A 26287-nucleotide genomic window follows, 5' to 3' on the forward strand; every position below is an offset into this window, starting at 1 on the left:
GAGTCCTCATTCCTTGATCGGCTCTTTGATCGGCTCGAACACCACGGTGGGCTCGTCGGCCCCCGGCGGCACGTACTCGCGCAGCCCGGCCCGCAGCTGGAACCACCAGACGACGGATCCACTGAGGGTGGCCGTCGCGACGCCCCACGCGGAGCCGGCCGCGCCGCCGAGGAACGCGCCCGCGATGCCGAAGGTGACGTAGAACAGGGAGGCGATCAGCTGGGACCGCAAACTGCGGGGAGCGGCGCCGAGGGCGCGCAGGCCGGCGGCCGCGCCCGTGGTGAAGCTCGCGCCGACGACGGCGAGGGTCACCGGGAGGATCAGCGGGGACGACGAGTCCCACACCGAGCCCATCACCCAGCGGCCGGCACTGTCGGGCACCAGGAGCAGCAGGCCGAGGCCCCAGCACAGCGCGGCGGCGGCCTGGCCGCCACCGAGGATCACGCAGAAGTGCTTCAGCCGGTGCGGCGCCCGCTGAAGCACCCGCGCACCCTCGGCGACGGTGACCAGGGACAGCCCCATGAGCAGGGCCAGGAACGGGCCGAGGAGCTGCTCGGCGCCGCGGACCGCGCCGACGGCGGTGATCCCGGCGATGGCGCCGAGGCCGTAGGCACGCAGCTGCGAGGCGCCGCTGTTGCTGACGTTCTCGACGAGGTACCGGACACTCAGGTCGCGCTGCGTCCGGAGCCAGCCGAGCATCTCCCGCGGGTGCGGGAGGATCCGCGTCTGGAACCCGCCGTAGAGGGCCGCGACCGCGCCGGACAGGCCCCAGGCCAGCACGAACGCGACCACCGTGTGGACCTGCGCGGCGACGTAGAGCGCCGGGATCAGGGCCACGCCCCACACGCAGTCGTTGACGAACGCCTTCTTGCCCTGCCCGCGTGCGAAGAACGCGAAGCGCCAGGCGTCCTGCAGGAGCAGGCCCGGCATGACGACGGCGAGCGCGACGAACGCGGTGCCGAGCGGGCCGCCCGCGGCCAGCCCGGCCACCAGGCTGACCAGCCCCGTCACGCAGCCGACGCCGATCGCGGTGCCGGAGGCGCTGGCGACCCCGAGGCGCCAGCGATCCTCGGCGACCGCGCTGAACCGCACCATCAGCGGGTCGGTGGCGAGCCCGCGCGAGACGTTGAGCACCACGCCGTAGGTGACCCAGGCGAGGCTGAAGATGCCGAACGCGAACGTGCCGAGCGAGCGGGCCACGTACAGCCCGACGGCGAAGTTGGTCAGGCTGGACACAGCCTGGTCGCCGAGGCCCCAGCTCAGCCGTCCGGCCATCGCGCGCACCGCGCCCGACCGGAGGATCGAGCGCGGCACCCGGCGATGGTTGGCCACGTCGCTCACTCCTTGACCAGACCGGCGTCGTGGAGGGCGCGGGCCGCGACGTCGACGATGTCGAAGGGCAGCCCGGCCCGCTCGGCGATGTCGAGCAGGCTGTGCGAACCGTCGGAGAGGTTGAGCACCCACAGCATCGCCATCTGGGCCTGCTTGGCGTCGCTGCGGCCGCCGAGCGAGTCGTACAGCCCGCGCTTGCCGAGCTGCGGCTCGCCGTACGGGCTGAGGTTGACGTACCGGCGGTTGCGGTCCAGGACGCCGAACGCGTCCTTCAAAACACCCAGCGTGTCCTCCATGGCCGCAGGCGACACGAAGCCGGGGTTGTCCGCCGAGGTGTGGTACTCGGGGTAGCCGGCGTACGGCGTCCGGGTCAGGGAGCCCACGCCGAGGTTGAAGCCCGGCGAGCAGAACTGGCGCTCGTCATAGCCGTACGGCGAGAAGTCGACAACTCGGTGTTCCCGCGAGCGAAGCACGTGCTGCATGACGCGGTCGATCTCGGCGTCGTCGCGGCGGGACTTCTTGTACGTCAACGATCCCGGGTCGCCCGCGCACGCCAGCACCAGGCCGTGACGCACCTTCTCGATCCGGGAAGCGTTGCGGGCCAGCCAGGTGATCGAGCCGATCGTGCCCGGCATGAACAGGAACCGGTACGTGTAGTGCGGCTGCGAAAGAGCGAGCTGCTGGGCCAGCGAGATGGCCACCGCGACGCCGGCGAGGTTGTCGTTCGCCAGCGACGGGTGGCACACGTGGCAGGACACGATGACCTCGTCGGTGACGCGGCCCGGAACGACGTGCTCGGCGTAGGTCAGCGAGCCGTCGGAAAGGGTCGAGTCGATGACGACGTCGTAGTCGCCGTCCGGCAGCGCGTCGAGCTTCTCCTGCGCGAGGCAGAATCCCCAGGCCGGGGCGTAGTAGCTGGTCCGGTAGGGCACCCACGACGGCTGGTCCGGCAGCGTGTGCAGGTGCTCCCGCAGCTCGCTCAGCGGCATCCGCTGCCGCACCGGGACGCTGTACCCGACGACGTGCAGGTTCAGCTCCTGGAAGTCGATCACGCGCTCACCCGAGGGAGCGGCCACGTAGGCGTCCCGGATGTTCCACTCCTGCGGGATCGTCCAGTCGAGCACCGCCGTCCCGGTCGGGACCTCGTGCCGCTCCAGCGCGATGTGCTCGCCGATGATGTCCAGGGTCCGCCGCACGCCGTCGCCGGTGATGCTGCGGCAGATCGGGTACAGCCGCTCGACCAGGGCGTGCAGTTCCGCCCCAGTCCGCAGCTGCGGGGCCGCCACTACTTCCGCCGCAGGGTGGTGTCGACGCGGCCGGCTTCGCCCTCGCTCTTCAGCCAGGCCAGCCGGGTGAACAGCTGCTGGAACGACTCCCGGGTGAGCCCGAACTTGCGGTAGGCCTCGATGAGCTCGACGGCGCCGTCCTTGACCGACCAGTCGCAGGTGAAGCCGGGGATCGCCGCGCGGAAGCGCGAGAAGTCGACCCGGTAGGAGCGCGGGTCGGCGCCCGCTTCGCCGGTGATGTTCAGCGTCGAGCCCGGCACGGCCTCGACGACCTCCTGGGCGATCTCGGCGACCGTGACGTTGTTCTCCTCGGTGCCGATGTTGAAGGCCTTGTTGTGCACGGCCTCCTTCGGCGCCGTCAGGGCCGCCGTGAACGCGCGCGCGATGTCCTGGGCGTGCACCAGCGGCCGCCACGGCGTGCCGTCCGAGAGCACCAGTACCTCGCCGGACAGGTGGGCGTGCGCGGTCAGGTTGTTCAGCACGATGTCGCCGCGCAGCCGCGGCGAGTAGCCGAACGCGGTCGCGTTGCGCATGTACACCGGCGTGAAGTCGTCGTCGGCGAGCTCGTGGACGTCGGCTTCGACGCGCACCTTCGACTCCGCGTACGGCGTCACCGGCCGCAGCGGCGCGTCTTCGTCGACGAGGTTGTCGCCGCCCGCGCCGTACACCGAGCACGTCGACGCGTAGAGGTACCGCTTGACGCCGGCGTCCTTCGCCAGCTTCGCGAGCTTCACCGACGCGTGGTGGTTGATGTCGTAGGTCAGCTCCGGCGCGAGCGAGCCCAGCGGGTCGTTCGACAGCGCGGCCAGGTGGATCACCGCGTCGAACCCGGAGACGTGCTCAGCGGTGACGTCCCGCAGGTCGACGACGTGCCCGGCCGGGTCGGCGGGCGCGGGCCCGAGCAGGCAGTCCTCGAACAGCCCGGAGTCCAGGCCGGTGACTTCGTGGCCGGCGGCGGCGAGCACCGGGGCCATCACCGTCCCCAGGTAGCCCTTGTGCCCCGTCAGCAACACCCGCATCGGATTCAGCCCTTCAGATCGAGAGTGAGTTTCTTGACGAAAAACGCTTCGGCGTACTTCGCGGCGGCTTCGATCCCGCGGATCCGCGCCAGGCCGAGGAACGCCTCGCGGTCGTACCAGGGCCGGTGCCGCTGCGACGCGTAGTGCTCCTGCAGCAGCCGGACCTTCTCCTCCGCGAGCTCGTCGGACAGCGGCTGGTACACCGACGGGCTGCCGAGGTCGCCGTCCCACTTGACGATCTCGTAGCCGAGCGCCAGGTGGTCGCGGAACGTCGTCGGCACCAGCTTCGCCAGCCCGCGGTGGTCCTGGTGCGCGTCGTCGGTGCGCGGCGCCAGGACGAGGTCCGGGTCGGTCCGCCGCCGCAGCTCTTCCAGGGCGTTCTTGGCCTCTTCCCAGTGCGCCGGGAAGCGCCCGTCCGGCAGCTTGAGCACCGTGACCTCGACGTCCGCGCCCGGGCAGAACGCCGCCAGCGCCGCCCGCTCCTCGTCCTCGCGGGGCGTGCCGCCGCCCGAGAGGACCAGGGCGTCGACCCGCAGGCCCGGCCGGGACTGGCACAGCGTGAGCAGCGTGCCGCCGGCGCCGATCGCGATGTCGTCGCAGTGGGCGCCGAGGGCGACGACGCTGCCGAGCCGTCCCGGTCGGAGCCCGATCACGCGATGCTCGCCGCGGGCTGCTTCTCCCACAGCGCCCACGGCCGGTCGCCGTGGCTGTAGGCGTAGTCCAGCGCCGCCCGTTCCTTGACCGTGTCGGTCGGCTTCCAGAACCCGCGGTACGGGTAGGCCAGCAGCCGGCCCCGCTTGGCCAGTTCGGCGCAGCCGTCGGCGACCAGGTCGCCGTTTTCCGGAATGTGGTCGAACACTTCCTGGCGCAGCACGAAGTAGCCGCCGTTCTCCCACAGCGGCATTTCGCTCACCGCGGTGATCGAGCCGACCATGCCGCCTTCGTCCATTTCGACGCAGTGGAACGAAGACTGCGGCGGGACGACCATCATCGACGCGCCGGCGTCGGACTTCTCGAAGCGGTCGATCATCTCGGGCAGCGGCACGTCGGACAGGACGTCGGCGTAGTTCGCGAGGAACATCTCGTCGCCGTCGAGGTGCTCACGCACCCGCCGCAGCCGCTCGCCGATCGGCGACTCGATCCCGGTCTGCACGAAGGTGATCGTCCAGTCCGCGATGTCGGTCGAGAGCAGTTCGGCCTTGCCGTTGCGGAGGACGAAATCGTTCGAAATCGTTTCCTCGTACGACAGGAAGAAGTTCTTGATGTGCGCCGCGCCGTAGCCGAGGCACAGGATGAATTCGGTGTGGCCGAAATGCGCGTAGTAGCGCATCACGTGCCAGATGAGCGGTCTCGGACCGACCATCGCCATCGGCTTCGGGATGTCGTCGGCCGCGCCGTTGCGCATCCGCATCCCGTAACCACCGCAGAAGAGGACGACCTTCACTTCACTGCACCTCGACGATTTCCAGGTGGGGGATCGGGAACACGAGCTTTCCGCCCCAGGTCCCGATGTGGGAGAGCTGTTCGGTCAGTTCCTCCCGGAGGTTCCACGGGAGGACGAGCACGTAGTCGGGCCGGTCCGCGTCGATCCGTTCCGGCGGCAGCACCGGGATGCGCGTGCCGGGGGTGAACCGGCCGTGCTTGTACGGGTTGCGGTCGACCGTGTACTGCAGCAGGTCCGTCCGGATGCCGCAGTGGTTCAGCAGGGTGTTGCCCTTGCCCGGGGCGCCGTAGCCGACGACGGTCTTGCGATCGTTGCGCGCCTCGATGAGGAACTTCAGCAGGTCCAGCCGCACGCGGGTGACGCGCTCGGCGAACTCGGTGTACCCGGACAGCTCGTGCAGCCCGGCGGACTTCTCCCGCTCCAGCACGTCGGTCATCCGCTCGCTGGGCTCGCCCGCCACCTCGGCCGGACGCGCCCAGAGCCGGATCGATCCGCCGTGCGTCGGCAGCAGTTCGACGTCGACCACGGTCAGGCCGCCGGTCGCCAGGGCCCGGCGCGCGGATTCGACCGTGTAGTACTGGAAGTGCTCGTGGTAGATCGTGTCGTACTGGTTCTTCTCGATCAGCGTGAGCAGGTGCTGCACCTCGATGGAGACCCAGCCGTCGTCGGCGACGAGCGCCCGCAGGCCCTTGGTGAAGCCGAGGACGTCGGGGATGTGCGCGTAGACGTTGTTCGCGGCGACCAGGTCGGCCGGCCCGTGCTCCTCGCGCACGCGAAGACCGGTTTCCTCGGAGAGGAAGGCCGTCAGCGTGGGCACGCCGGCGTCACGCGCCGCCTGCCCGACGTTCACCGAAGGTTCCACGCCCAGACACCGGATCCCGTGCCCGACCACGTGCTTGAGCAGGTACCCGTCGTTGCTCGCCACCTCGACGACGAACGACTTCTCGCCGAGCCCGAGCCGCTCCACCGCGCCGTCGACGAAGCGCTTCGCGTGCTCGACCCACGACGTCGAGAAGGACGAGAAGTAGGCGTACTCGGTGAAGGTGTCGTCGGGGTCGATCAGCGGCGGGATCTGGGCGAGCCAGCAGTCGGTGCAGACCTGCAGGTGGAGCGGGAAGGTGGCTTCCGGCTCGTCGAGCTGCTCCGCCGCCAAAAATCGCTCACACGGGGGAGTCGCGCCGAGGTCGACGACACTGGCCGTGTTTGTCGAACCGCAGAGTCGACATGTGGTCATCTACCAGGCTCCTTGGCTCGCGGTCGCGATGTGCACCCAACACGTCGACCGGCGCCGGGAGGTCGTTACAGCGACGCGTGAGCCGCTGGTGGACCGATTCGGAACCGCAACCTGAATAGCCTAACTGTGGCCGGAATCACGAACCGTACCCGATCGAACCCGTAACGTCCACAGTGGACGTCCTTCTAGGCTGGCGGGATGACATCGGAGTCCACACCCCGGCTGAGCGGGTTCACGGGCGTGGTGCTGACGGCCCGGTTCCTCACCGAGCTGATGCTCCTGGGTGGCCTGGCCCTGGCCGGCACCCAGCTCGGAAGCGGGGTGGCGCTGGCGATCGCCGATGCGGTCCTGCTGCCGGCGGCGGCCGCCGCGCTCTGGGGCCTGTTCCTCGCTCCGCGGGCCCGCCGCCGCCTCCCGGAACCGGCCCGCTTCCTGCTGGAATTCGCCCTCTTCGCGGTCACCGGCGTGGTGCTCGCGCTGGTGGGCTGGCTGGTCACCGGGATCGTGGTGGCCGTGGCCGGGATCGGCATCGCGGTGCTGACCCGGGTCGTCGCCAAGGAGGGCTGAGCCCTCCCCGCCGCCCGGCGGAGAGGGCTCGAAGCCGGTCAGATCTTCTCGGCCGCCGGGATGACGTCGGTGGCGAACTTCTCGAGGATCGCCGGGCGGTGGACGTGCGGAACCATGCCCAGGGCCACCTGGATGCCCAGGCCGTTCAGCCGCTCCAGCTCGGCCAGCAGCTCGCCGGACTTCTCACCGTTCTCGCCGATGTCGAGGATGTGGTAGACGGTTTTGGTGATCGAGTCGTAGTCGCGGCCCTCGTTCTCGCAGTGCTGCCGCAGCACGTCGAGCTTGCGCTCCAGCTCCGGCCCGTTGAAGAGGTTGCACTGGTCGGCGTACTTCGCGACGAGCTTCAGCGTCTTCTTCTCGCCGCCGCCCCCGATCATGATCGGCGGCCGCGGCTTCGACAGCGCCTGCGGCACGTTGAGCAGCCGGGCGGCGTCGAAGTGCTTGCTCTTGAACGGCGCATCGCCGTCCGCCCACATCTGCAGCACGTACTGGAGGTTCTCCTCCAGCAGTTCGAACCGCTCGCTCACGGAGGGGAACGGGAAGCCGAGCCCGCGCGACTCCTCCTCGTTCCAGCCCGCGCCGATGCCGAGGATCGCGCGGCCGCCGGAGAGCACGTCCAGCGTCGTGATGGCCTTGGCCAGCAGGCCGGGGTGCCGGTAGAGGACGCCGGTGACGACGGTGAGCAGCTTGGCGCGCTCGGTGTGCGCCGCGATGAAGCCGAGGGTCGTGTACGCCTCGAGCATGTCGTTTTCGGTCGGGCCGACGCCGCCGATCTGGAAGAAGTGGTCCATCACGGCGATGGAGCCGAAGCCGGCCTGGTCGCCGGCGCGGACGACGGCGGCCAGGTCGGCGCCCAGCGCGGACGCCCCGTTCGGCCAGGTGAAGTCCGGGATCTGCAGTCCGAGTTTCATGTCTTCCGACCGTATACCTGGAGTGGCCCCAGGTGCGGGGTCAGAAATCCCGGACCAGGAAGATCCGGCCGTGCAGGGGATCGGTGACCCACACCGTGCGTGTGCGCTGGTCGACCGCGACCTCGCCGGGGTTGACGCCCAGCGACAGCTCGCCGCTCAGCGTGCCCGCCGTGCCGTCGACGCGGGAAAGGCCGTTCTGGCCGCCGTTGGTGTACACCGTGTTCGTGCCCTGGTGCACGGCCAGCGCGGAGGATTCGCTGCGCAGCAACACGGTCTTGCGCTCGGCGTGCGTCGATGCGTCCACAATGGACATGTGGTGGATGCCGGAGTTCGCGACGTAAACCGTGCCGCTCGCGTGGTGCACCGCGACGCCGGTCGGGTTGCGCCCGACCTTCACCGAAGCGACGAACTTCCCGCTGTCGATCGAGAACAGCTCGACCGAGTCGGTGGCGGCGCTCGCGCAGTAAGCCAGCTTGCGCCCGGGGTCGACGCCGATGCCGGCGAACCCCGGCTTCGGGCCCGGCACGAGCGCCGCCAGGGTGCAGCTCACGCCGTCGAGCACGGCGAGCGTCCCGGTGGTCCCGCTGGCCGCGTAGACGCGGTTGGCCTCCTCGTCGACCGCGAGCGCCGAGGCGCCGGCCCCCGCACCGATCACGCTCACCAGGTCGTGCGTGCGGCTGTCCAGCGCCACCACGGTGCCCGCCGGCGGGTTCGCGACGTAGATTCGGCCGGCCTCCGGATCGACCGCCACGTCGCCGGGCGCGCCGCCGACGTCGATCACGTCGACGACCGCCACGCGGCGGGGATCCACCGCGGAGACCGTCCCGGCCTGGGCGTCGGTGATGTACCCGAGGCCGGTGACCGGGTTCACCGCGACGCCGGCCGGCGCCCCGCCGACGTCGAGCGACCGGACGTCCGCCGCGCGTGCCGTCGCGGGAAGGGCGAGCGCGCCGAAACCCGCGGTGACCAGGGCGAACAGGGTCCGCCGGGGTAGCCGTGCACCGCCCATCGGCGCCTCCGCTCCTGATCAACTCCCGCCCGAGCGTAACCCGCGCCATCGCCACGTGAAGGAACTTCGCGTCCCCCGATCGCGTTGTTTCGACTGGGTAATCCACTTCCAGAGTGGACGGAGGCGAGCGCGCGTGCACGGGCACCAGAACGGACTCAAGACGGCATTGCTGCTCGGCCTGCTGTCGGCGATCATCGTCGCGCTCAGCGGGCTCTTCGGCCGCGGCGCGCTGGTGATCGGCCTGCTCGTCGCGCTCGGGATGAACGCGTTCGCCTACTTCAACTCCGACAAGCTGGCCCTGCGCGCGATGCGGGCGCGGCCGGTTTCGGAGGTCGAGCAGCCCGCGATGTACCGGATCGTCCGCGAGCTCGCGCAGGTCGCCCGGCAGCCGATGCCGCAGCTCTACATCAGCCCCACGGTCGCGCCCAACGCGTTCGCGACCGGCCGCAACCCCCGGCACGCGGCCGTGTGCTGCACCACCGGCATCCTCGACCTGCTCGACGAGCGCGAGCTGCGGGCCGTGCTCGGCCACGAGCTGTCGCACGTCTACAACCGCGACATCCTGATCTCCTGCGTGGCGGGCGCGCTGGCCAGCCTGATCAGCGTGCTCGCGAACATCGCGCTGTTCTTCGGCGGCAACAACCGCGACGGGAATCCCCTGCTCAGCCTGCTGCTGATCTTCGTCGGGCCGATCGCGGCGGCCATCATCCGGATGGGGGTCAGCCGCTCGCGGGAGTATCAGGCGGACGCGTCCGGCGCCGAACTGACCGGCGACCCGCTGGGCCTGGCCTCGGCGCTGCGGAAGCTGGACGCCGGGACGCGGGCGCGGCCGCTGGTCGCCGAGCCGCAGCTGGTGTCGCAGTCGCACCTGATGATCGCGAACCCGTTCCGCCCCGGCGAGGGCCTGAGCAAGCTGTTCTCGACCCACCCGCCGATCGCCGACCGCATCGCCCGGCTCGAAGAGATGGCCCGCCGACCGTTCTAGGCCGACGCCCCCGCCGCCACGGCGACGGCCTTCACGTAGTCGCCGTAACCGGACTTCGCGAGCTTTTCGCCCAGCGCGTAGCACTCGTAGGCGGTGATGAAGCCCATCCGCAGCGCGATTTCCTCGAGGCAGGCGATCCGCACGCCGGTGCGGTGTTCCAGCACCTGCACGAACTGGCCGGCTTCCAGCAGCGAGTCGTGCGTGCCGGTGTCGAGCCAGGCGAACCCGCGGCTGAGCTCGACCAGCGTGGCGCGGTCCTGGCGCACGTACGTGAGGTTGACGTCGGTGATCTCGAGCTCACCGCGCGCCGACGGCTTCAGCCCGGCCGCGATGTCGACGACCTGGTTGTCGTAGAAGTACAGGCCGGTGATCGCCTTGTTGGAGCGCGGCTTCAGCGGCTTTTCCTCGATGGTGATCAGCTTGCCGGTCTCGTCGACCTCGCCGACGCCGTAGCGCTGGGGGTCCTTGACCGGGTAGCCGAACAGGACGCAGCCATCGAGTTCGCGCACGGCCTGCTGCAGGCGGCCGGAGAAGCCCTGGCCGTAGAAGATGTTGTCGCCTAGGACGAGCGCCACGTCGTCGTCGCCGATGAAATCCGCGCCGATCACGAAGGCCTCGGCCAGCCCGTTCGGGCTCGGCTGCTCGGCGTAGGAGAACGAGACGCCGAACTGGTCGCCGTTGCCCAGCAGCCTGCGGAACATCGGCAGGTCGGTGGGGGTGGAGATGACTAGGATCTCGCGGATCCCGGCCAGCATCAGCACCGAGATCGGGTAGTAGACCATCGGCTTGTCGTAGACCGGCAGCAGCTGCTTGGACACCGCCTGGGTGATCGGGTGCAGGCGTGTCCCGCTGCCTCCGGCCAGCACGATGCCCTTCATGGACGGCCTCCCTTTCGGCGTTGCTGAGACCTCCCCACCCTACGGGCCGCCGCTAGGGCCTGTATCGAAGTAGTCTCCGGCGGCTTGAGCTGGAGTTGACCGTGCTGGGCGTGTCGGCGGCCGAGATAGGTGAGCCACTATCCACATCGCAGCCATCGACGAATGGCTCTGACCGACTTCGATACAGGCCCTAGAAGGCCGGTCCCTTGCCGAAGTAGGCCTTGCAGCCGGCGTTGTTCTCGGTCGCGATCTCCAGCACGTTCCGGCCGTCGTCCACCGGCAGCAGGGTCGAGGAGTAGTTGGGGCACCAGTTGTTCCAGATGCCGCTGATGTGCACCGGGGCCGGCAGTTCGTACCAGTGGCCGCTGCCGAAGTCGTCGTTCGCCAGCAGGACCTGGCCGTTCTGCGGCTGCGGCACGCCCTTCGCGTCGGTGTAGATCTGCCCGACCATGACGATCCGCACCCCGTTCGGGCCGCCGGGGAACAGCGTGATCGTCTGCGCGTGCTGGAAGTAGTTGCCGTTGGCGGTGTCGACGCGGGTGCCGGGGTCACCGGGGTCGCCCCAGTTGGCGCCGTCGTCGGAGATCTTGAAGTACGGGTCGCAGTAGCGGTCGCGGAAGTTGCAGATCTCGTAGGCGAAGTAGTAGCGGCCGTCGGGCAGCCGGCGGATGATCGGCATGCCCGGCCGGACGCGGTCCGGCGGGATCGCCACGGTGAGCTGCTTGGTGCCCCAGTTCACGCCGTCGGTCGAGGCGACCCGGTTGAGCACCTGCGCGTACTTCGGCGCCTGCGTCTCGTCGGCGAAGTGGAGCCAGAGCGTGCCGCCGGCGTCGACGGTGAACTCGGGCTCCCAGATGCCGTCGATGTTGTGCGACCGGGCGGCCTCGGACAGGAAGCTCCACGAGCGGCCGCCGTCCTTGCTGGCCCAGACGCGGATCCCGATGCGGCGCAGCGGCCCGGCGTCCTGCCGGTAGGAGGCGGCCCACAGCAGCGTGCCGGCGCGGAGCCTGCCGACGCGCACCGGCAGTTCGTAGACGGTGCCGCAGCACATGCCGGACCGGCCCTCGGGGTCGCGGATCGCGCCGATTTCGTGGAACGACTCGCCTTCGTCGGTGCTCTCCAGGACGGGTGTGAACTTGCCGTCGGCGTCTTCGCTGGTCAGGGTGGCGATGATGCGCCCGCGGCCGTGCTCCAGCCGGATCAAGCGCGCGTACGCGCCGAAGCCGGGGACGAGCTGCTTGCGCTCGGCCGCGCTCGCCGGGGTCAGCAGCGAGGCGACGGCGGCGAGCGTCAGCACGAAGGCCAGCGAACGGCGCAACTCGACCCCCTCCACGCGGTGTCCGCGCGATTACAGCACGACCGGGCGACGGTCACCGGGCGCATTCACGCGTTCGGGTAACGCTCTCGCTGCCGGAGCCGAAAGATCACCGGAGGGGCCGCGGTGGTCCCGAGGGGGAAAGATGAAGATCCGGCTGGGCGGCGCGCTGCTGCTCCTGGTCCTGGCATCGGCGTGCGCGCCGTCGAGCGGCTACGGCGAGATCGTCGCGGAGCCGACCTACGAGCCCGCCCTGCCGACGCCCACGTCGACCGCGCCGCCGGTGCCGCGCGAGGTGCCGACGGAGACGCACTCGGGCTCGGAAAGCGGCGAGTTCCAGACCACGTGGCCGGCGGACCAGGTGGGCTTCTTCACGTTCGACTGCCCCAAGTGCACGGCCAACGTGATCGTCGACACCGACGGCGGCGACCACAGCCTCGTCAACGCCATCGGCGCCTACAAGGGCACGAAGTGGATGAACACGCAGCCGGACCGCCCGGTGAAGCGGGTGACGGTCCACGCGAACGCCCCCTGGACGGCGACGATCTCGGACCACCGGAGCCTCCCGATGGCGGAGAGCGGCAAGGACACGGCCGGCAAGGGCGAAGCGGTGCTGAAGCTCCCGGCGGGCGTGAGCCGCATCAAGTTCACGGCGAAAACCCGCGGCAACATCGGCCTCTGGGTGATGGCGACGTCCATCATCGACCGCGACCTGATCCTCAACCAGATCGGCGACGTGCAGGTCGAGCGGGACGTCGAGGGTCCGGCGTACCTGCAGGTCGTGGGTTACGAGGCCGGCTGGACGGTGACGCCGTCCTGAGCGGGCACCCGGCGACCGGGTGCCCGCGGCGGCGTCACCGGTAGTTGGTGAACTGCAGCGCGATCTCGAAGTCCTTGCCCTTCAGCAGGGCGATGACCTCCTGCAGCTGGTCCTTCTTCTTGCCCGACACCCGCAGCTGGTCGCCCTGGATCTGGGCTTGGACGCCCTTGGGGCCTTCGTCGCGGATGAACTTGGCGATCTGCTTCGCCTTGTCCGACGCGATGCCCTGCAGGATCTTGCCGGAGATCTTGTAGATCTTGCCCGACAGCGCCGGCTCGCCGGCTTCGAAGGCCTTCAGCGAGATGTTGCGCTTGATCAGCTTCTCCTTGAACACCTCGACCGCGGCCAGCGCGCGCTCCTCGGTCTCGGACTCGATCGTGAGCGCCTCCTCGCCGGCCCAGTTGATCGTCGTGCCGGTGCCGCGGAAGTCGAACCGCGTGCCCAGCTCCTTGCTCGCCTGGTTGAGCGCGTTGTCCACCTCCTGGCGGTCGACCTTGCTCACGACGTCGAAAGAGGGATCCGCCACGTGTCCTCACACCTCGTACTCGCTTGTCAGGGGCCACCCAGCCTAGCCCCTGTCACCCGACGGGTATCCCGGTTGACCCCTGCTCGGGGGCGTTGGGTAAGCTTCTGTCCGGCCGGTGAGACCGGCCTGGGCGGGTTACCCGAGTGGCCAAAGGGGACTGGCTGTAAACCAGTTGGCTTACGCCTACGGGGGTTCGAATCCCTCACCCGCCACCCGACGAAAAAGGGCTCCGTGAACCACGGAGCCCTTTTTCGCGTGAACGGCCGGTTTCCCTTGCGGGAGAGGGAAACGGCCGCGGCGGCGCTCGGGGTTACGCCGCCTGGGAAACCGGCGTCGAAGCCGGGGTCAGTGCGAGGTCCAGGACCTCGCGGACGTTGGCCACCGCGTGCACGTCGAGCTGGGAAAGCACCTCGGCCGGGACGTCGTCCAGGTCCGGCTCGTTGCGCTGGGGGATGATCACCGTCTTCATCCCCGCGCGGTGGGCCGCCAACAGCTTCTGCTTCACGCCGCCGATCGGCAGGACGCGCCCGGTCAGGGACACCTCGCCCGTCATCGCCACGTCCGCGCGGACCACGCGGCCGGAGAGCAGCGAGGCCAGGGCCGTCGTCATCGTGATGCCGGCCGACGGGCCGTCCTTCGGGACCGCGCCCGCCGGGACGTGGACGTGGATGCCGCGGTTGCGCAGGTCACCCACCGGCAGCTCCAGCTCCGCGCCGTGCGACCGCAAGTACGACAGCGCGATCTGCACCGACTCCTTCATCACGTCGCCGAGCTGGCCGGTCAGCTGCAGCCCGGACGCGCCGGACTCCTGGTCCGCCAGCGACGCCTCGATGTACAGGACGTCCCCGCCGGCACCCGTCACCGCCAGGCCGGTCGCCACGCCCGGGGTCGCCGTGCGCTGGGTCGACGCCGGCAGCGACGACTCCGGGATGTGCCGCGGGCGGCCCAGGTAGGCGTCCAGATCGGCAGCGTCGATCACAACCGGCAGCGAGACCTCGTCCAGCGTCACCTTGGTCGCGACCTTCCGCAGCACCTTGGCGATCGTCCGGTTCGCGTCGCGCACGCCCGCCTCGCGGGTGTACTCGGCGGCGATCCGGCTGAACGCCGCGTCCGTCAGCACCACGTCCGCGGTGCCCAGGCCGGCGCGCTCCAGCTCGCGGGGGAGCAGGTGGTCGCGGGCGATGGTGACCTTCTCGTGCTCGGTGTAGCCGTCCAGCGTGACGAGCTCCATGCGGTCCAGCAGCGGGCCGGGGATGGTCTCCAGCGCGTTGGCCGTGGCCAGGAAGACGACGTCGGACAGGTCCAGCTCGACCTCGAGGTAGTGGTCGCGGAACGTGTGGTTCTGCTCCGGGTCCAGCACTTCGAGCAGCGCCGCGGTCGGGTCGCCGCGGTAGTCGGCGCCGACCTTGTCGATCTCGTCGAGCAGCACGACCGGGTTCATCGAGCCGGCTTCCTTGATGGCGCGGACGATCCGGCCGGGCAGCGCGCCGACGTACGTGCGGCGGTGACCGCGGATCTCCGCCTCGTCGCGGATGCCACCCAGTGCGACCCGGACGAACTTGCGGCCCATGGCCTTCGCGACGGACTCACCCAGCGACGTCTTGCCGACCCCGGGAGGGCCCGCGAGGGCGAGCACGGCACCCGAACGACGCCCGCCGACCGGGCCGAGACCCGATTCCGCACGGCGCTTGCGCACGGCCAAGTACTCGATGATGCGTTCCTTGACGTCGTCCAGGCCCGCGTGGTCGGCGTCCAAAATGGCCCGTGCCGCGGCGATGTCGTAGACGTCCTCGGTGCGCTCGTTCCAGGGCAGCTCCAGGACGGTGTCCAGCCAGGTGCGGATCCAGCCGCCTTCGGGGGACTGCTCGGACGTGCGGTCCAGTTTGTCCACTTCGGCCAGTGCGGCCTTCTTCACCGCGTCCGGCAGCTCGGCGGATTCGACGCGGGCCCGGTAGTCCGTCTCGTCGGCGGTGCCGTCGAGCTCACCGAGCTCCTTGCGGATGGCTTCGAGCTGGCGGCGCAGCAGGAACTCCTTCTGCTGCTTCTCCATGCCCTCGGCGACGTCCTTGCGGATCGTGTCGGTCACCTCGAGCTCGGCCAGGTGCTCCTTGCTCCACTCGAGGGCCTTCTCGAGCCGGGCGCTGACGTCCAAAGTGGACAGCAGCTCGAGCTTCTGGTCGGTGGACAGGTACGGCGCGTTGCCGGACAGGTCGGCGACCGCGGAGGCGTCCTCGACCTGCTGGACGGCGTCGATCAGCTGCCAGCCGCCGCGCTGCTGGAGGATCGAGATGACGACGGCCTTGTACTCGGCCGCGAGCTTGGCGGTCTGGTCGTTCGTGGTCTCGGGGGCGTCCTCGGCGTGCACCCAGCGGGCGGCGCCGGGACCGTCGGCGATCCGGCCGACGACCGCGCGGGCCGTGCCGCGCAGCAGGACGGCGGCCTTGCCGCCGGGCACGCGGCCGATGCGCTCGACCGTGGCGACGGTGCCGAACTCGGCGTACTCGCCGTGGACGCGGGGAACGATCAGGACTTCGGCCTTGGTGGCCGCGGAGGACCGGATGCCGGGGAAGGACGCCTGGCTCGGCGTCTTGGCCTGGGCGGACTCCACCGCTGCCCGCGTCTCGGTGTCGGTCAGGTCGAGCGGGACGACCATGCCCGGCAGCACGACGTCGTCATCGAGCGGGAGCACGGGCAGGAGGCGGGTGTCGGACATGTGCACTCCTCGTGTAGTTGAGTCTGCCTAGCTCAACTCTCCGATGGGTGCGTTTGTTTCCGATGGTGCGTTCGCCCACAGCGATCGCGATAACCGCAGGTCAGCGCCCTGGTTTCGCCGCGACGGCGCACCACGCGAACGGCCGGGCCTCCGCCTCGAGGGCGTTGATCTTCCGGTCCGGCCGCCAGTCCGGCAGGTGCACGATGCCCGGCTCGAGCAGCGGCCAGTCGCCGAAGAGCGGCTCGATTTCTTCGCGGTTGCGCAGCCAGACCGGGTTGCTCGTCTTCCGGTACTGCTCGACGAACCAGCGCAGCCCTTCGAGCATTTCGCCGGTGCCGTCGCCTTCGCTCATCTGCGAAATCGCCAGCCAGCTGCCCGGCGCGAGCGCGTCCCGGTACGTCGCCAGCAGCCCTTCCGGGTCGTCGTCGGGCCCGACGAAGTGCAGCACCGCCGCCATGATCAGGCAGACCGGCTGCGAGAAGTCGATGAGCCGCCGCGTCTCCTCGGCACGCAGCACCGACTTCGCGTCCCGCATGTCGGCCTGGACGATCCCGGCCCACTCGGTCGCCATGCCCTCTTCGAGGATGAGCGTCGCGTGGGCGACGGCGACCGGCTCGTAGTCGACGTAGACGACCTTCGCGTCGTGGTCCTCGGGCAGCTCCGCCTCGACGACCTCGTGCACGTTCCCGGCCGTCGGCACGCCCGAGCCGAGGTCGATGAACTGGCGGATCCCGGCCCGCAGCGCCGCCCGCACCGCACGGTTCATGAACTCGCGGTTCTGCTTCGACCCCGGCCGCACCAGCGGCCACTGCTGCTCCATGCGCCGGCCGAACTCGCGGTCCACGGCCCAGTTCTGGGTACCGCCCAGGTACCAGTCGTAGATCCGGGCCGCGGACGGCTTCTCGGTGTCGACACCCTCGGGCGCTCTCGGCGCGGAATCCCGCTGGTCGGTCACTTCAGGCTCCCCTCGCTGGCGGCGAGGGTCAGCCTATAAGCCCCGGCCGGACCGGGTAATCCACCAGTAGTTCACCGAACAGCCGGTCGACGCTGCCAGTACGTCCACAGCGGGCGGTACCCCTGCGCGTACCAGAACGGCGTCGAGAGCGGGTTCGCCGCGGCGTGGTGCAGCAGGACGACGTCGGCGCCTTCTTCGTCGAGAACGTGGTGGGCGTGCGCGGCCAGCGCGGTGCCGACGCCGGACGACCGCGCCGTCTCCGCGACGGCCAGCGACGACAGGTAGCCGACGCGGTCCGCGGCGACGCGGTCGCTGATCCAGCCGGTCTCGCCGGGGTGCTGGACGTTCACCATGCCGAGCGGACGGCCGTACAGCTCGGCGATCCACAGCGGCGGCTCCGGCCGGTTCAGCTGCTCCGCGAGGTCCTTGGCCATGATGTCCTCGACACCCTTGCGGAAGTTGACCGTGCCGTACTGCGCGTCGAAGGTGTGCAGTTCCAGGCCCAGCTCGACGGCGGTGTCGAGGTCCCCCGGCTCGGCGCGGCGGATCTTGACGCCGGGTGTGCCGCGCGGGCCGGCCGGGATCATCCGCTCCGCCGGGCGGACCGCGATCACCCGCAGCGGCGCGAAGCCGTGGTGCAGCATTTCGCGCGTTCCGGCGGCGTCGCGGCTCGCCCGCGGGACGATCGCCGCCGTCTCCGTGTCACCCGGCTCGGCGACGGCGCGCAGATGTTCATCCCATCGGGTGAGGAGGGCGTCGAGGGCCTCGGCCGGCCGCGGGCCGGCGAGCTGAAGGTCGAGGCGGTGCTCGGTCAGCGCCCGCCACGGCGCGTTGGGTGCGTCCTGGTCGACCTGGATGCGCGAGGCGAGGGCGGAGGCGGCGGAATCACCCGTCGCGACCTCCAGCACCACCGCGTTTTCCGCTGCTTCGAAGGGAGTCGAGCCGGGGAGGAGGGAGTCCACCGCCGCGAGCCGCGCCGCGTGTTCGGTGGCAATCACGTCGCTGTGCATGACGCCATTGAAGCGCTACCCGCCGCCGTGTGCGTGGAGAACCGCCTCGATTACGACACCTGCCCTTTCACCCCTTGGTCCACGCAGGTCAGCGCGTTCGAGGCATTGTTAACCCTGGGGTGATCTCCTACTGTCTCGAAAGGGACACGGGTACGCCCTACGGGGTACGGTATGGCCCTTGTCCACACCCGAAGTCACGGATCAGCACCGGTGGACAAGCCGGGAGGGAAGGTCGGATGCCGGACACCAACGCCCACGGTGACGCCGTCGCGCAGGCGCAGCCCGGGCCGGGAGCCGCTTCCGGGGCACCACCCGTCTCCGCCGAAGCCCGCACCGACGAACGCCGCTTCCGCGTCTACACCTTCGCCGTGCTGAGCCTCGGGCTCGTCGCCGCGTTCGCGGTCGGCTCGTGGCTGCCGTTCCACTGGGACGACCGGCTGCTGTGGGTCGGGCCCGTGCTCGCGGTCGCTTTCCTGCTCGCCGAGCAGCTCGGCATCAACGTCGACGTCCGCAGCGGCATCTCGTGGACGATCTCCTTCACCGAGATCCCGCTCGTCATCGGGTTCTTCGTCGCGCCGTTCGAGGTCGTGCTGGCCGCGCACCTGGTCGCCGGCATCGGCACGCTGCTCGCCCGCAAGGTCGCCGGGCGCGTCCTCTACAACGCGGGCGCCTTCCTGCTCGAGATCACCGGTGCCTTCGCGGTCGCCGGGCTGGTCAAGCACGCCGTCGGGACCGGCGACGAGATCCCGTGGGTCGCGGCGCTGGCCGGCACCCTGACCGCGCCGCTGGTGAGCACCCTGCTCGCGCTGGCCGCGGTCCGCGTGCTGCGGCGCCGCATGCGGGTCAGCACCGCCGTCCGGCTCACCGGGCGGATCCTGGTCGTCGGCTTCGTCAACGCCTCCGTCGGCCTCTCCGGCTACCTCGTCATCTCCAGCACGCCCCAGGCGTGGCCGCTGGTGCTCGCCGTCTTCCTCGGCCTCACCGCGCTGTACTGGGCGTACTCCGACCTGCTGCGCGAGCAGCGGGACATGGAGGCGCTCTCCGACGTCAGCCTGATGGTGGCCCGCTCGGGCCAGCAGGCCGCGGCGCGCCCGGCCAGCCGCGCCGACGAGCTCGTCGGCGGCGTCGACGTCCGCGAATGGGCGACGATCGCCGAGCGCATCAAGGACCAGCTCGCCGCCGGCCGCGTGGTGCTGCGGCTCCGGCTGGAACCGAAGGACACCATGCGGGTCGTGGTCGCGGGCGACGACCTGCCGGCCGCCGACCCCGCCGCCGACGACCCGCTGCTGCGCCTGCCCGGCGCGCACGTCCGGCACTTCCGGATCACCGAGGCCAACCCCGACGTCCGCGCGGCGCTGCTCGACCGCGGCGCGCAGGAGGCGCTCGTCGTCCCGCTGCGCAGCGCGAACCGGCTGCTCGGCGTGGTCGAGGCGCACGACCGGCTGTCCCGCTGGCGCGGCTTCGGCAAGTACGACGTCCAGCTGCTCGGCACCATGGCCAGCCACCTCGCGACGGCGCTGGACAACCGGCGCCTGCTGGCGACGCTGCGCCACGACGCCTACCACGACCCGCAGACCGGGCACCTCAACCGGCCGGGCTTCCAGCAGGTGGCGAAGGAGCCGCTGCGGGACTTCGCCAACGCCGTGGTGCTGCGGATCGACCTCGACGTCTTCTCGACGGTCAGCGACGCGCTCGGCTACGCGTGGGCCGACCGGATGGTCGTCGCGGCGGGCCGCCGCATCCGTGACGCGCTCGGCCCCGACGTCCCGCTCGCCCGGCTCGAAGGCGCGTCCTTCGCGGCGCTGCTCGTCGGCTGCCCGCCGGAAGACGCCCACGCGGCGGCGGTCCGGCTGCGCGAAGAGCTGTCGGCGCCGTACCCGGTCGACCGGCTGTCGGTCGAGGCGAACGCGATGATCGGCTACGCGACGACGTCCGCGGAGGAACCGGGCGACGTCGTCGACATCGAAGGCCTGCTGCAGCGGGCGGACGTCGCCGTCCGCGCGACGAAGGGCGGCGAAGAGGTCCGCGGCTACGTGCCGAGCATGGGCCAGATCTTCCTGCGCCGCTTCCAGATGGTGACGCAGTTCCGGCAGTCCCTCGAGGACGGCCAGGTCAGCGTGCACTACCAGCCGAAGATCACCCTGCCGAACCGGCAGGTGCAGGGCGTCGAGGCGCTGGTCCGCTGGGTGCACCCGGAGTTCGGCAGGCTCGGCCCGGACGAGTTCGTTCCCGCCATCGAGGCGGCGGGCCTGATCGGCGTCCTGACGGGGTTCGTGCTCGGCGAGGCGCTCAAGCGCTGCCGCAAGTGGCTCGACGAGGGCCTGCGGATCTCGGTCGCGGTCAACCTGTCGGTGCGGAACCTGGCCGACGAGGACTTCCCGAACAAGGTGGCCCGCGAGCTGGAGCACCACGGCATCCCGCCCGAGCTGCTGACGTTCGAGCTGACCGAGTCCGGCGTGATGTCCGACCCGCAGAAGGCGCTGCCGATCCTGCGCGAGCTGCACTCGCTGGGCATCACCCTCGCCGTGGACGACTTCGGGACCGGGTACTCGTCGCTGGCCTACCTGCGGCAGTTGCCGGTCGACCAGGTGAAGATCGACAAGAGCTTCGTCCTCGGCATGGGCACGGACCTCGGCGACCTGGCGGTCGTGCGGTCGATCGTCGAGCTGGGGCACTCGCTCGGGCTGACGGTGGTGGCCGAGGGCGTCGAGGAGGACGTGGCGCGCGACCAGCTGGAGGCGATGGGCTGTGACGTCGCCCAGGGCTACCTGATCTCGCGGCCGCTGCCGGAGGACCGCCTGGAGGCGTGGCTGCAGGCCCGCACCGCACGCTCGCCGGGGCGGCACTCGGAGACGGTTTTGACCCTGCTGACCTGAGGTTTTGCGGTTTGGGGACCCCGGTTGCACGGCCGGGTGACGGGGGTTGCTAATCTTTCCAAGTCCTCGCGAGAGGCCAGGCCCCTTTAGCTCAGTCGGCAGAGCGTCTCCATGGTAAGGAGAAGGTCTACGGTTCGATTCCGTAAAGGGGCTCTCGACCTCAGCCGCGTCACGCCTGCGTGTCGCGGCTTGGGTCATGTAAGGGCGGTGTAGCTCAGTTGGCAGAGCAAGCGGCTCATAATCGCTGTGTCGCCGGTTCAAGTCCGGCCACCGCTACGCGGTAACGACGGGGCTGGCCCCCGGGACCTGAGAGAGAAGGAAACGCTGTGGCTGCCACCGACGTGCGACCCAAGATCACGCTGGCGTGCGAAGAGTGCAAGCACCGCAACTACATCACCAAGAAGAACCGGCGCAACAACCCGGATCGCCTGGAGATGAAGAAGTTCTGCCCGAACTGCGGTACGCACCGGACGCACAAGGAAACCCGCTGACGTAGCGCGTTCACACCAGCTCGAAGAAGCCGCCCTGGACCACCAGGGCGGCTTCTCGCTGTTGGTAGCCTCGTCGCCGTGCCCTTGGACCAGTCGTTCACCGGGCGGAGCTATCCGCCGCAGACCAGTTACGAAGTGAGCCGGGAGAAGATCCGGGAGTTCGCCGACGCGATCGGCGACGCGAACCCGGTCTACCGCGACCCGGAGGCGGCCCGCGAAGCCGGTCACCCGGACGTGATCGCCCCGCCGACGTTCCTCACGATCATCAACCTCGCCTCGATCAACGCGATCGTCACCGACCCCGAGCTCGGCCTCGACTACTCGCGGATGGTGCACGGCGACCAGGGCTTCACCTACACGCGCCCGGTGTACGCGGGCGACGTGCTCGAGGTGACCACCCACATCGACGGCATCATGGCCCGGGCCGGCAACGACTTCATCAACCTGCGCGCCGACATCACCGACGCCGCCGGCCAGAAGGTCTGCACCACCCGCGCGCAGCTTGTGGTTCGAGGGGAGACTTCGTGAACACCGGAGACGAGCTGCCCGCCCTCGAGGTCCGGATCACCCGCGAGCAGCTGGTCCGCTACGCCGGGGCGGCGCTGGACTTCAACCCGATCCACTGGAACGAGGCGTTCGCGAAGGACGTCGGCCTGCCGGACGTGATCGCGCACGGGATGCTGACGATGGCGGTGGCCGGCCGAGTCGTCACGGACTGGCTCGGCGACCCGGCCCGGCTGGTCGACTTCAGCGCCCGGTTCACCCGGCCGGTCGTGGTGCCGAACACGCCCGAGGGTGCGCTGCTGGAGATCACCGGCAAGGTCGCGGACGTCAAGGACGACGGCATCGCGCGGATCGACCTCGTGGTGAAGTTCGACGGGAAGACGGTGCTGGGGAAGCCGCAGGCCCTGGTCCGCCTCTGACCAGGGCCCGCTAAGGGAGCTTCAGGATCGCCAAGACCGCGTCGGCCATGCCCTGCTCTCCCCGGGTGTTCGGGTGGAACGGGAGGCCGGGCGCGGCGGGCAGCAGGCCCTCCACCCAGCGCTTGTCCGGCGCCGCGCAGACGTCGTGGCCCTTGCCGGGGGCGGCCGTGTCCGCGTACCCCGCCCGGTGGGCGTCCGCCTGGTCCTCCAGCATCTTGTTCAGCTTGCCCAGCGCGCCCCGGAAGTAGTCGAGGTCGCCCGCGCCGAACGGCAGGGACGGCCAGCACCCGGTTCCGTCCGGCAGCACCGTCGGGTAGCCGACCACCACCACCTTCGCCTTCGGGGCCCGCTCGTGGATCCGGTCGAGGAGCGCGCCGACCTTCGGGGCCGTCGTGTCGATGCGCTCGGCCAGCTGGTCGTGGCCGCCCGCGGTCAGGCGATCCCGGCACGGTGAGGTGTTCTGGTGCGTGGTCGCGCAGCTCGACGCGTACGCGGTGAAGCCGACGTCGTTGCCGCCGATGCCCACCGTCACCAGCGTCGTCTCGGCCGTCACCGCGTCCAGCTGCGGCGGGTTCGTGCCGTTGCCCGTCTTCTGCGCCTGGCTCAGGTGGTCCGTCGTCGCGCCGCTGCAGCTGACGTCGGCGAACTGGGCCGGCTTCAGCTTCGCCGAGACGAGGTGCGGGTAGTTGTCGTCCGAGCGTTCGCAGCCGGCCGGGGCGCCTACCTGGCGCCCGGTCCGCGGCGACGACGTGTACGAATCCCCGAGGGCGACGTAGCGGCCCGAGCCGCCTCCGGTGTCCACCCCCTCGGGTGGCGCCGAGGACGAGCCGTGCTGCCACTTGTAGTACCCGAAGGCCAAGAGACCGACCACGAGCACGAGCACCAGGCAGCCCCCGCCGCCGCTCTTCTTCGCCACTTCTTCGTTTCTACCGAACGCGGCGCGCCGCCGACCTAGTCAATCCGGGTGATCCGCTGCGCGAGCAGGTCGTTGACCAGCCCGGCGCCGGTCTCCGGGTCGTCCACGCTGACCAGCACCGTCCGGCCGTTCTCCAGGGAGAGCGCGAGCGCCGGACCGCCGCGGATCTTGTACGCCGTCGTGCCGGTGACCGGGTTGAAGCGCAGGCCCAGCCCGCCGTCGCCGAAGGTCGACAGCTCGCGCGTGGTCGCTTCGCGGATGCGGTCCAGCGCCAGGTGCCGCCAGGGGACGCCGAGGAGGCCGAAGCGGATCGTCACGCCCTTGGCGTCCACGGACGCCGACAGCCGGTACGTCAGCGCCGTGACGACGAAGCCGACGAAGGCGATCCAGACGGCCGTCGGCCACGGGAGCCCGGTGGGCAGGAGGGCGATCGCCACCGGGATCAGCGCCAGAGCCCAGAGCATCGCCGGGTTCACCGCCCGGCCCGACCAGAACGCGCGCTGCCCCGGCCGGAGCCCGACGCTCGGCCGGTGCCCCGGGGTCTCCCGGACCGGCGGCGACGGCAGGCCGCCGATGCGCGCCGCCACGACGCCGAGGGCCGCGGCGCCCAGGAGGAAGGGCACGACGCCGAGGCCGCTTCCGGCCGCCTGCCAGTCCGGGGCGTCGAGGTTCGCCACGAGCACCGTGAGCAGGACGGCGGCCGGCATGGCGGCGAACCCGGCGCCCACCCCGACGGTCGGGCGCGGCAGCGGCCGCCCGCGGCGCAGCGCGGTGACCGCCGTCGTGGCGAGGAGCAGGACGGCGACGGCGCCGAGGCCCAGGCTCACGCCGGTGAACGCCCCGAGCGGGGTGTGCCCGTTCGGCTCGCTGCCCCAGTGCGTCGCGACGGGGTCGGGCAGCCGGTCCGCCCACGCGTTCTCCAGCGCACCGGCGGCGGCGAGCGCGGCGCCCGGCAGCGCGGCCGTGGCGAGCAGGACCCGGATCAGCTTCGTCATGAGTACTTCTCCTTCAACACCCCGGTGAGCTCGTCGAGGCCGACGCCCGCGCGCTTCGCCTCGCGGACCAGGTCCTCGGCCAGCTCGGCCAGCCGCGCCCGGGAGGACGCGCCGCCGATGACGACGGCACCCCGGCGTCGCCGCAGGTCGATCAGGCCTTCGTCGCGGAGCAGCGCGTACGCCCGCAGCACGGTGTGGACGTTGATCTCCAGGGCGGCGGCCAGTTCCCGGGCGGGCGGCAGCTGCTGCCCGGGGGCCGGGTGGCCGTCGGCGAGGGACCGGCGCAGCGACGCGGCCACCTGTTCGAAGAGCGGGACGGTGGAGCTCGGGTCGATCTGAACGAGCATAATTCTAACTATAATAGAACAATGAGCCGCTGCGCGAGAGCTGCGTCACAGTGGACGCGGATCAGCCGGCGATCAGTTCCCCGGCCAGTTCCAGGGCGTGGTCGACGTCCTTGGCCACATAGTGCAGGTCGACGAGGACCTCGGTGATGCCCAGCTCGCGAGCCACGTCGAGGCAGGGGAGGACGTCGGCGGCGGTCTCGACGGCGGTGCCCGGCCGCGGGTTGATCCGCAGCACGCGGCGCAGGGTGCCCGGATCGCGTCCGGCCTTCGCCGCCGCTTCGATCGCCACCGACCAGAGGCCGGTCAGGTACTGCTCCGGCATCCAGCCGGCGAGCCAGCCGTCCGCGCGGCGGCCCACCCGGGCCAGCGCCGGCGGCGAGAACCCGCCGAGCAGCACGGGCGGGCGCGGGTCCTGCGCCGGACGCAGGCCCACCGTCGACGGCGCGATCCGCCACTGCGGGCCGGTGTGCTCCGCCGGGTCGCCGGTCCACAGCGCGTCGAGTGCGTCGAGCAGGTCTTCGAGCCGCTGGCCCCGGCCCTCCCACGGCACGCCGGTGGCGAAGTACTCCTCGCGGAGCCAGCCGAGCCCGAAACCGACGTCCAGCCGTCCCGAGCTGGCCAGGTCGAGCGAGGTCAGCGCCCGGGCGAGCAGCACCGGGGAATAGACCGGGCCGGTCAGCGCGCTCATCCCGAGCCGGGCCGTGCGGGTCACCGCGGCCGCGGCCGCCAGCGTCGTGAACGGGTCGGCGAAGGTCTCGAACTCCCGCGGGTAGGGGTGCTCCGGCGTCCCGCCGCCCGGGTACAGGTCCGACGGCTCGAGCGGCGTCAGGATCCGGTCGCCCACCCAGAGCGAGGTGAAGCCGAGGTCCTCCGCGGCCGTCGCGAAGCGCCCCACGGCAGCGGGGTCGGCGAGGGCGCCGTACTGGGGGAGCGCGAGCCCGAGCTGCAGCGGAGCACCCGCCGGACGGGGGGTGGTCGTCATGGCGGACATCCTGGCATGATCAGGAGGTCGGCGGGGAGTTTTCCGCAGGCCGGCCGGGGTGCGGTGGTCGATCGGGGGGCGCGGTTGCGGGCTCCCGCGAGGCTTGCCGTAGACTTCGGGACTTGGAACGCACTACGGTCATCCCCGCCTGGATGGTGGGGACGATGGAATGCGTCCACCGGGGCCCCGAGCGATCGGGGCTCCACAGGGGTGTAGCTCAATTGGCAGAGCAGCGGTCTCCAAAACCGCAGGTTGCAGGTTCAAGTCCTGTCACCCCTGCGTAACGGAACTGGTGGAGCGGAGGAGTGGTCGTGAGCGACAGCGACGCCAGCGGCGGCGAGCAGGAGCAGGACGGCACCGGGCAGAAGCCCGAGAGCCCGTCCCGTCCCGTCACAGCCGCTGCCCGGCGTGAGCGCCGTGCGACCGCTCGTCCGGCGGGGAAGTCCGCGGCACGTGCGGACGACAAGACCCGCCCGGCCGGGAAGTCGGGGGAGAAGACCGCCCCCGACGCGAAGGGCGCTCCGACTCCGAAGCGGGACCAGAAGCCGAAGAAGGCCTCCGTGTTCGCGCGGCTGGTGCGCTTCATCCGCGAGGTCTGGGCGGAACTGCGCAAGGTCATCTGGCCCAACCGCAAGCAGATGGTCACCTACACCGCGGTCGTGCTGGTCTTCGTGGTGTTCATGGTGGCCCTGGTGAGTGGCCTGGACCTGCTGTTCAAGTGGGGCATCGGCCACATCTTCGGCTGACGCGCCC

At 70.7% G+C, this 26287-nt stretch carries 26 protein-coding genes and 4 tRNA genes; 12 read left to right on the plus strand and 18 right to left on the minus strand.

What is annotated here, in order from left to right; genetic code table 11:
• Nucleotides 1-6: 6 nt before the first annotated feature.
• Genes IE317_RS18290 through IE317_RS18315 form a run of 6 tightly spaced genes read right to left on the minus strand, consistent with a single transcriptional unit; the run spans nt 7 to nt 6315 of the window.
• The gene (locus tag IE317_RS18290) at nt 7-1332 is read right to left on the minus strand and encodes a hypothetical protein (protein WP_191311564.1); all 1326 of its coding nucleotides are present in this window, start codon (nt 1330-1332) and stop codon (nt 7-9) included.
• 5 nt (nt 1333-1337) lie between these two features.
• Nucleotides 1338-2618, minus strand: coding sequence for a DUF4910 domain-containing protein (locus IE317_RS18295; protein ID WP_191311566.1), 1281 nt, complete (start codon nt 2616-2618; stop codon nt 1338-1340).
• A complete protein-coding gene (locus tag IE317_RS18300) occupies nt 2618-3637 on the minus strand; it encodes an NAD-dependent epimerase/dehydratase family protein (RefSeq protein ID WP_191311568.1) in 1020 nt (339 codons plus the stop codon). Before IE317_RS18300 ends, IE317_RS18295 begins: the two co-directional genes overlap by 1 nt.
• A gap of 5 nt (nt 3638-3642) precedes the next feature.
• Nucleotides 3643-4290: a PIG-L deacetylase family protein gene (locus IE317_RS18305; protein ID WP_191311570.1), complete on the minus strand. Its 648-nt coding sequence runs from the start codon at nt 4288-4290 to the stop codon at nt 3643-3645.
• On the minus strand, nt 4287-5081 hold the full coding sequence (locus IE317_RS18310) for a glucose-1-phosphate cytidylyltransferase (protein ID WP_191311573.1): 795 nt from the start codon (nt 5079-5081) through the stop codon (nt 4287-4289). The genes IE317_RS18305 and IE317_RS18310 overlap by 4 nt, the downstream gene beginning before the upstream one ends.
• 1 nt (nt 5082) lies before the next feature.
• Nucleotides 5083-6315, minus strand: coding sequence for a class I SAM-dependent methyltransferase (locus tag IE317_RS18315; protein WP_191311575.1), 1233 nt, complete (start codon nt 6313-6315; stop codon nt 5083-5085).
• A gap of 198 nt (nt 6316-6513) precedes the next feature.
• Between IE317_RS18315 and IE317_RS18320 the strand changes: the two genes are divergently transcribed.
• Nucleotides 6514-6882 carry a DUF2568 domain-containing protein gene (locus tag IE317_RS18320; protein WP_191311577.1) on the plus strand — a complete coding sequence of 123 codons (369 nt, stop codon included), beginning with the start codon at nt 6514-6516 and terminating at the stop codon, nt 6880-6882.
• Between the two features lie 38 nt (nt 6883-6920).
• Here the strand turns inward: IE317_RS18320 and IE317_RS18325 are convergent, their stop codons facing one another.
• Together IE317_RS18325 and IE317_RS18330 are read right to left on the minus strand one after the other, a co-directional pair.
• Nucleotides 6921-7793, minus strand: a complete 873-nt coding sequence (locus IE317_RS18325; protein WP_191311579.1) for an LLM class F420-dependent oxidoreductase — start codon at nt 7791-7793, stop codon at nt 6921-6923.
• A gap of 40 nt (nt 7794-7833) precedes the next feature.
• Nucleotides 7834-8802 (minus strand): YncE family protein, encoded by a 969-nt coding sequence (locus IE317_RS18330; protein ID WP_191311581.1) that lies wholly within the window; start codon nt 8800-8802, stop codon nt 7834-7836.
• A gap of 133 nt (nt 8803-8935) precedes the next feature.
• Here IE317_RS18330 and htpX point away from each other — a divergent pair, with 133 nt between their 5' ends.
• Nucleotides 8936-9787, plus strand: coding sequence for a zinc metalloprotease HtpX (gene htpX, locus IE317_RS18335; RefSeq protein ID WP_191311583.1), 852 nt, complete (start codon nt 8936-8938; stop codon nt 9785-9787).
• Here htpX and rfbA read toward each other — a convergent pair.
• Nucleotides 9784-10665, minus strand: a complete 882-nt coding sequence (gene rfbA, locus IE317_RS18340) for a glucose-1-phosphate thymidylyltransferase RfbA (protein WP_191311585.1) — start codon at nt 10663-10665, stop codon at nt 9784-9786. The genes htpX and rfbA overlap by 4 nt on opposite strands.
• Before the next feature lie 190 nt (nt 10666-10855).
• Nucleotides 10856-11998, minus strand: a complete 1143-nt coding sequence (locus IE317_RS18345) for a sialidase family protein (protein WP_229902781.1) — start codon at nt 11996-11998, stop codon at nt 10856-10858.
• A 127-nt stretch (nt 11999-12125) separates the two neighbouring features.
• On the opposite strand from IE317_RS18345, the gene IE317_RS18350 reads away from it, so the two are divergent.
• Nucleotides 12126-12800: a hypothetical protein gene (locus IE317_RS18350; protein WP_191311587.1), complete on the plus strand. Its 675-nt coding sequence runs from the start codon at nt 12126-12128 to the stop codon at nt 12798-12800.
• Between the two features lie 34 nt (nt 12801-12834).
• Here IE317_RS18350 and IE317_RS18355 read toward each other — a convergent pair whose 3' ends face one another.
• Entirely contained in the window at nt 12835-13326 is a 492-nt protein-coding gene (locus tag IE317_RS18355; protein WP_191311589.1) for a YajQ family cyclic di-GMP-binding protein, read from the minus strand.
• Nucleotides 13327-13455: 129 nt separating this feature from the next.
• Here IE317_RS18355 and IE317_RS18360 point away from each other — a divergent pair.
• Nucleotides 13456-13538: transfer RNA gene (locus IE317_RS18360), tRNA-Tyr, on the plus strand.
• Between the two features lie 98 nt (nt 13539-13636).
• Here the strand turns inward: IE317_RS18360 and lon are convergent.
• From lon to IE317_RS18375, 3 genes are all read right to left on the minus strand, one after another.
• Entirely contained in the window at nt 13637-16039 is a 2403-nt protein-coding gene (gene lon, locus IE317_RS18365) for an endopeptidase La (RefSeq protein ID WP_191311591.1), read from the minus strand.
• Nucleotides 16040-16139: 100 nt separating this feature from the next.
• Nucleotides 16140-16994, minus strand: a complete 855-nt coding sequence (locus IE317_RS18370; RefSeq protein ID WP_191311593.1) for an SAM-dependent methyltransferase — start codon at nt 16992-16994, stop codon at nt 16140-16142.
• 71 nt (nt 16995-17065) lie between these two features.
• On the minus strand, nt 17066-18004 hold the full coding sequence (locus IE317_RS18375; RefSeq protein WP_191311595.1) for a GNAT family N-acetyltransferase: 939 nt from the start codon (nt 18002-18004) through the stop codon (nt 17066-17068).
• Between the two features lie 236 nt (nt 18005-18240).
• Between IE317_RS18375 and IE317_RS18380 the strand changes: the two genes are divergently transcribed.
• The 6 genes from IE317_RS18380 (at nt 18241) to IE317_RS18405 (ending at nt 22294) form a co-directional block, all read left to right on the plus strand.
• Complete coding sequence (locus tag IE317_RS18380; protein ID WP_191311597.1) at nt 18241-20880, plus strand: putative bifunctional diguanylate cyclase/phosphodiesterase; 2640 nt, start codon at nt 18241-18243, stop codon at nt 20878-20880.
• A gap of 80 nt (nt 20881-20960) precedes the next feature.
• Nucleotides 20961-21033: transfer RNA gene (locus tag IE317_RS18385), tRNA-Thr, on the plus strand.
• 50 nt (nt 21034-21083) lie between these two features.
• Nucleotides 21084-21156 (plus strand) — tRNA-Met (locus IE317_RS18390).
• A gap of 50 nt (nt 21157-21206) precedes the next feature.
• Nucleotides 21207-21371 (plus strand): 50S ribosomal protein L33, encoded by a 165-nt coding sequence (gene rpmG, locus IE317_RS18395; RefSeq protein ID WP_005152047.1) that lies wholly within the window; start codon nt 21207-21209, stop codon nt 21369-21371.
• Nucleotides 21372-21449: 78 nt separating this feature from the next.
• Complete coding sequence (locus IE317_RS18400) at nt 21450-21899, plus strand: MaoC family dehydratase N-terminal domain-containing protein (protein ID WP_191311599.1); 450 nt, start codon at nt 21450-21452, stop codon at nt 21897-21899.
• A complete protein-coding gene (locus tag IE317_RS18405) occupies nt 21896-22294 on the plus strand; it encodes a MaoC family dehydratase (protein WP_191311601.1) in 399 nt (132 codons plus the stop codon). The genes IE317_RS18400 and IE317_RS18405 overlap by 4 nt, the downstream gene beginning before the upstream one ends.
• Before the next feature lie 10 nt (nt 22295-22304).
• Here IE317_RS18405 and IE317_RS18410 read toward each other — a convergent pair whose 3' ends face one another.
• The 4 genes from IE317_RS18410 to IE317_RS18425 form a co-directional block, all read right to left on the minus strand.
• Complete coding sequence (locus tag IE317_RS18410; RefSeq protein WP_191311603.1) at nt 22305-23210, minus strand: SGNH/GDSL hydrolase family protein; 906 nt, start codon at nt 23208-23210, stop codon at nt 22305-22307.
• A gap of 35 nt (nt 23211-23245) precedes the next feature.
• Nucleotides 23246-24205 (minus strand): hypothetical protein, encoded by a 960-nt coding sequence (locus IE317_RS18415; RefSeq protein ID WP_191311605.1) that lies wholly within the window; start codon nt 24203-24205, stop codon nt 23246-23248.
• A complete protein-coding gene (locus IE317_RS18420) occupies nt 24202-24552 on the minus strand; it encodes a GntR family transcriptional regulator (RefSeq protein ID WP_191311608.1) in 351 nt (116 codons plus the stop codon). Before IE317_RS18420 ends, IE317_RS18415 begins: the two co-directional genes overlap by 4 nt.
• Nucleotides 24553-24613: 61 nt before the next feature.
• Nucleotides 24614-25534 carry a TIGR03619 family F420-dependent LLM class oxidoreductase gene (locus IE317_RS18425; RefSeq protein WP_191311611.1) on the minus strand — a complete coding sequence of 307 codons (921 nt, stop codon included), beginning with the start codon at nt 25532-25534 and terminating at the stop codon, nt 24614-24616.
• A 206-nt stretch (nt 25535-25740) separates the two neighbouring features.
• Between IE317_RS18425 and IE317_RS18430 the strand changes: the two genes are divergently transcribed.
• Nucleotides 25741-25813, plus strand: a tRNA-Trp gene (locus IE317_RS18430).
• A gap of 26 nt (nt 25814-25839) precedes the next feature.
• A complete protein-coding gene (secE, locus tag IE317_RS18435) occupies nt 25840-26280 on the plus strand; it encodes a preprotein translocase subunit SecE (RefSeq protein ID WP_191311613.1) in 441 nt (146 codons plus the stop codon).
• Nucleotides 26281-26287 lie beyond the last annotated feature (7 nt).

This window comes from Amycolatopsis bullii (assembly GCF_014654205.1).
Lineage (GTDB): Bacteria > Actinomycetota > Actinomycetes > Mycobacteriales > Pseudonocardiaceae > Amycolatopsis > Amycolatopsis plumensis.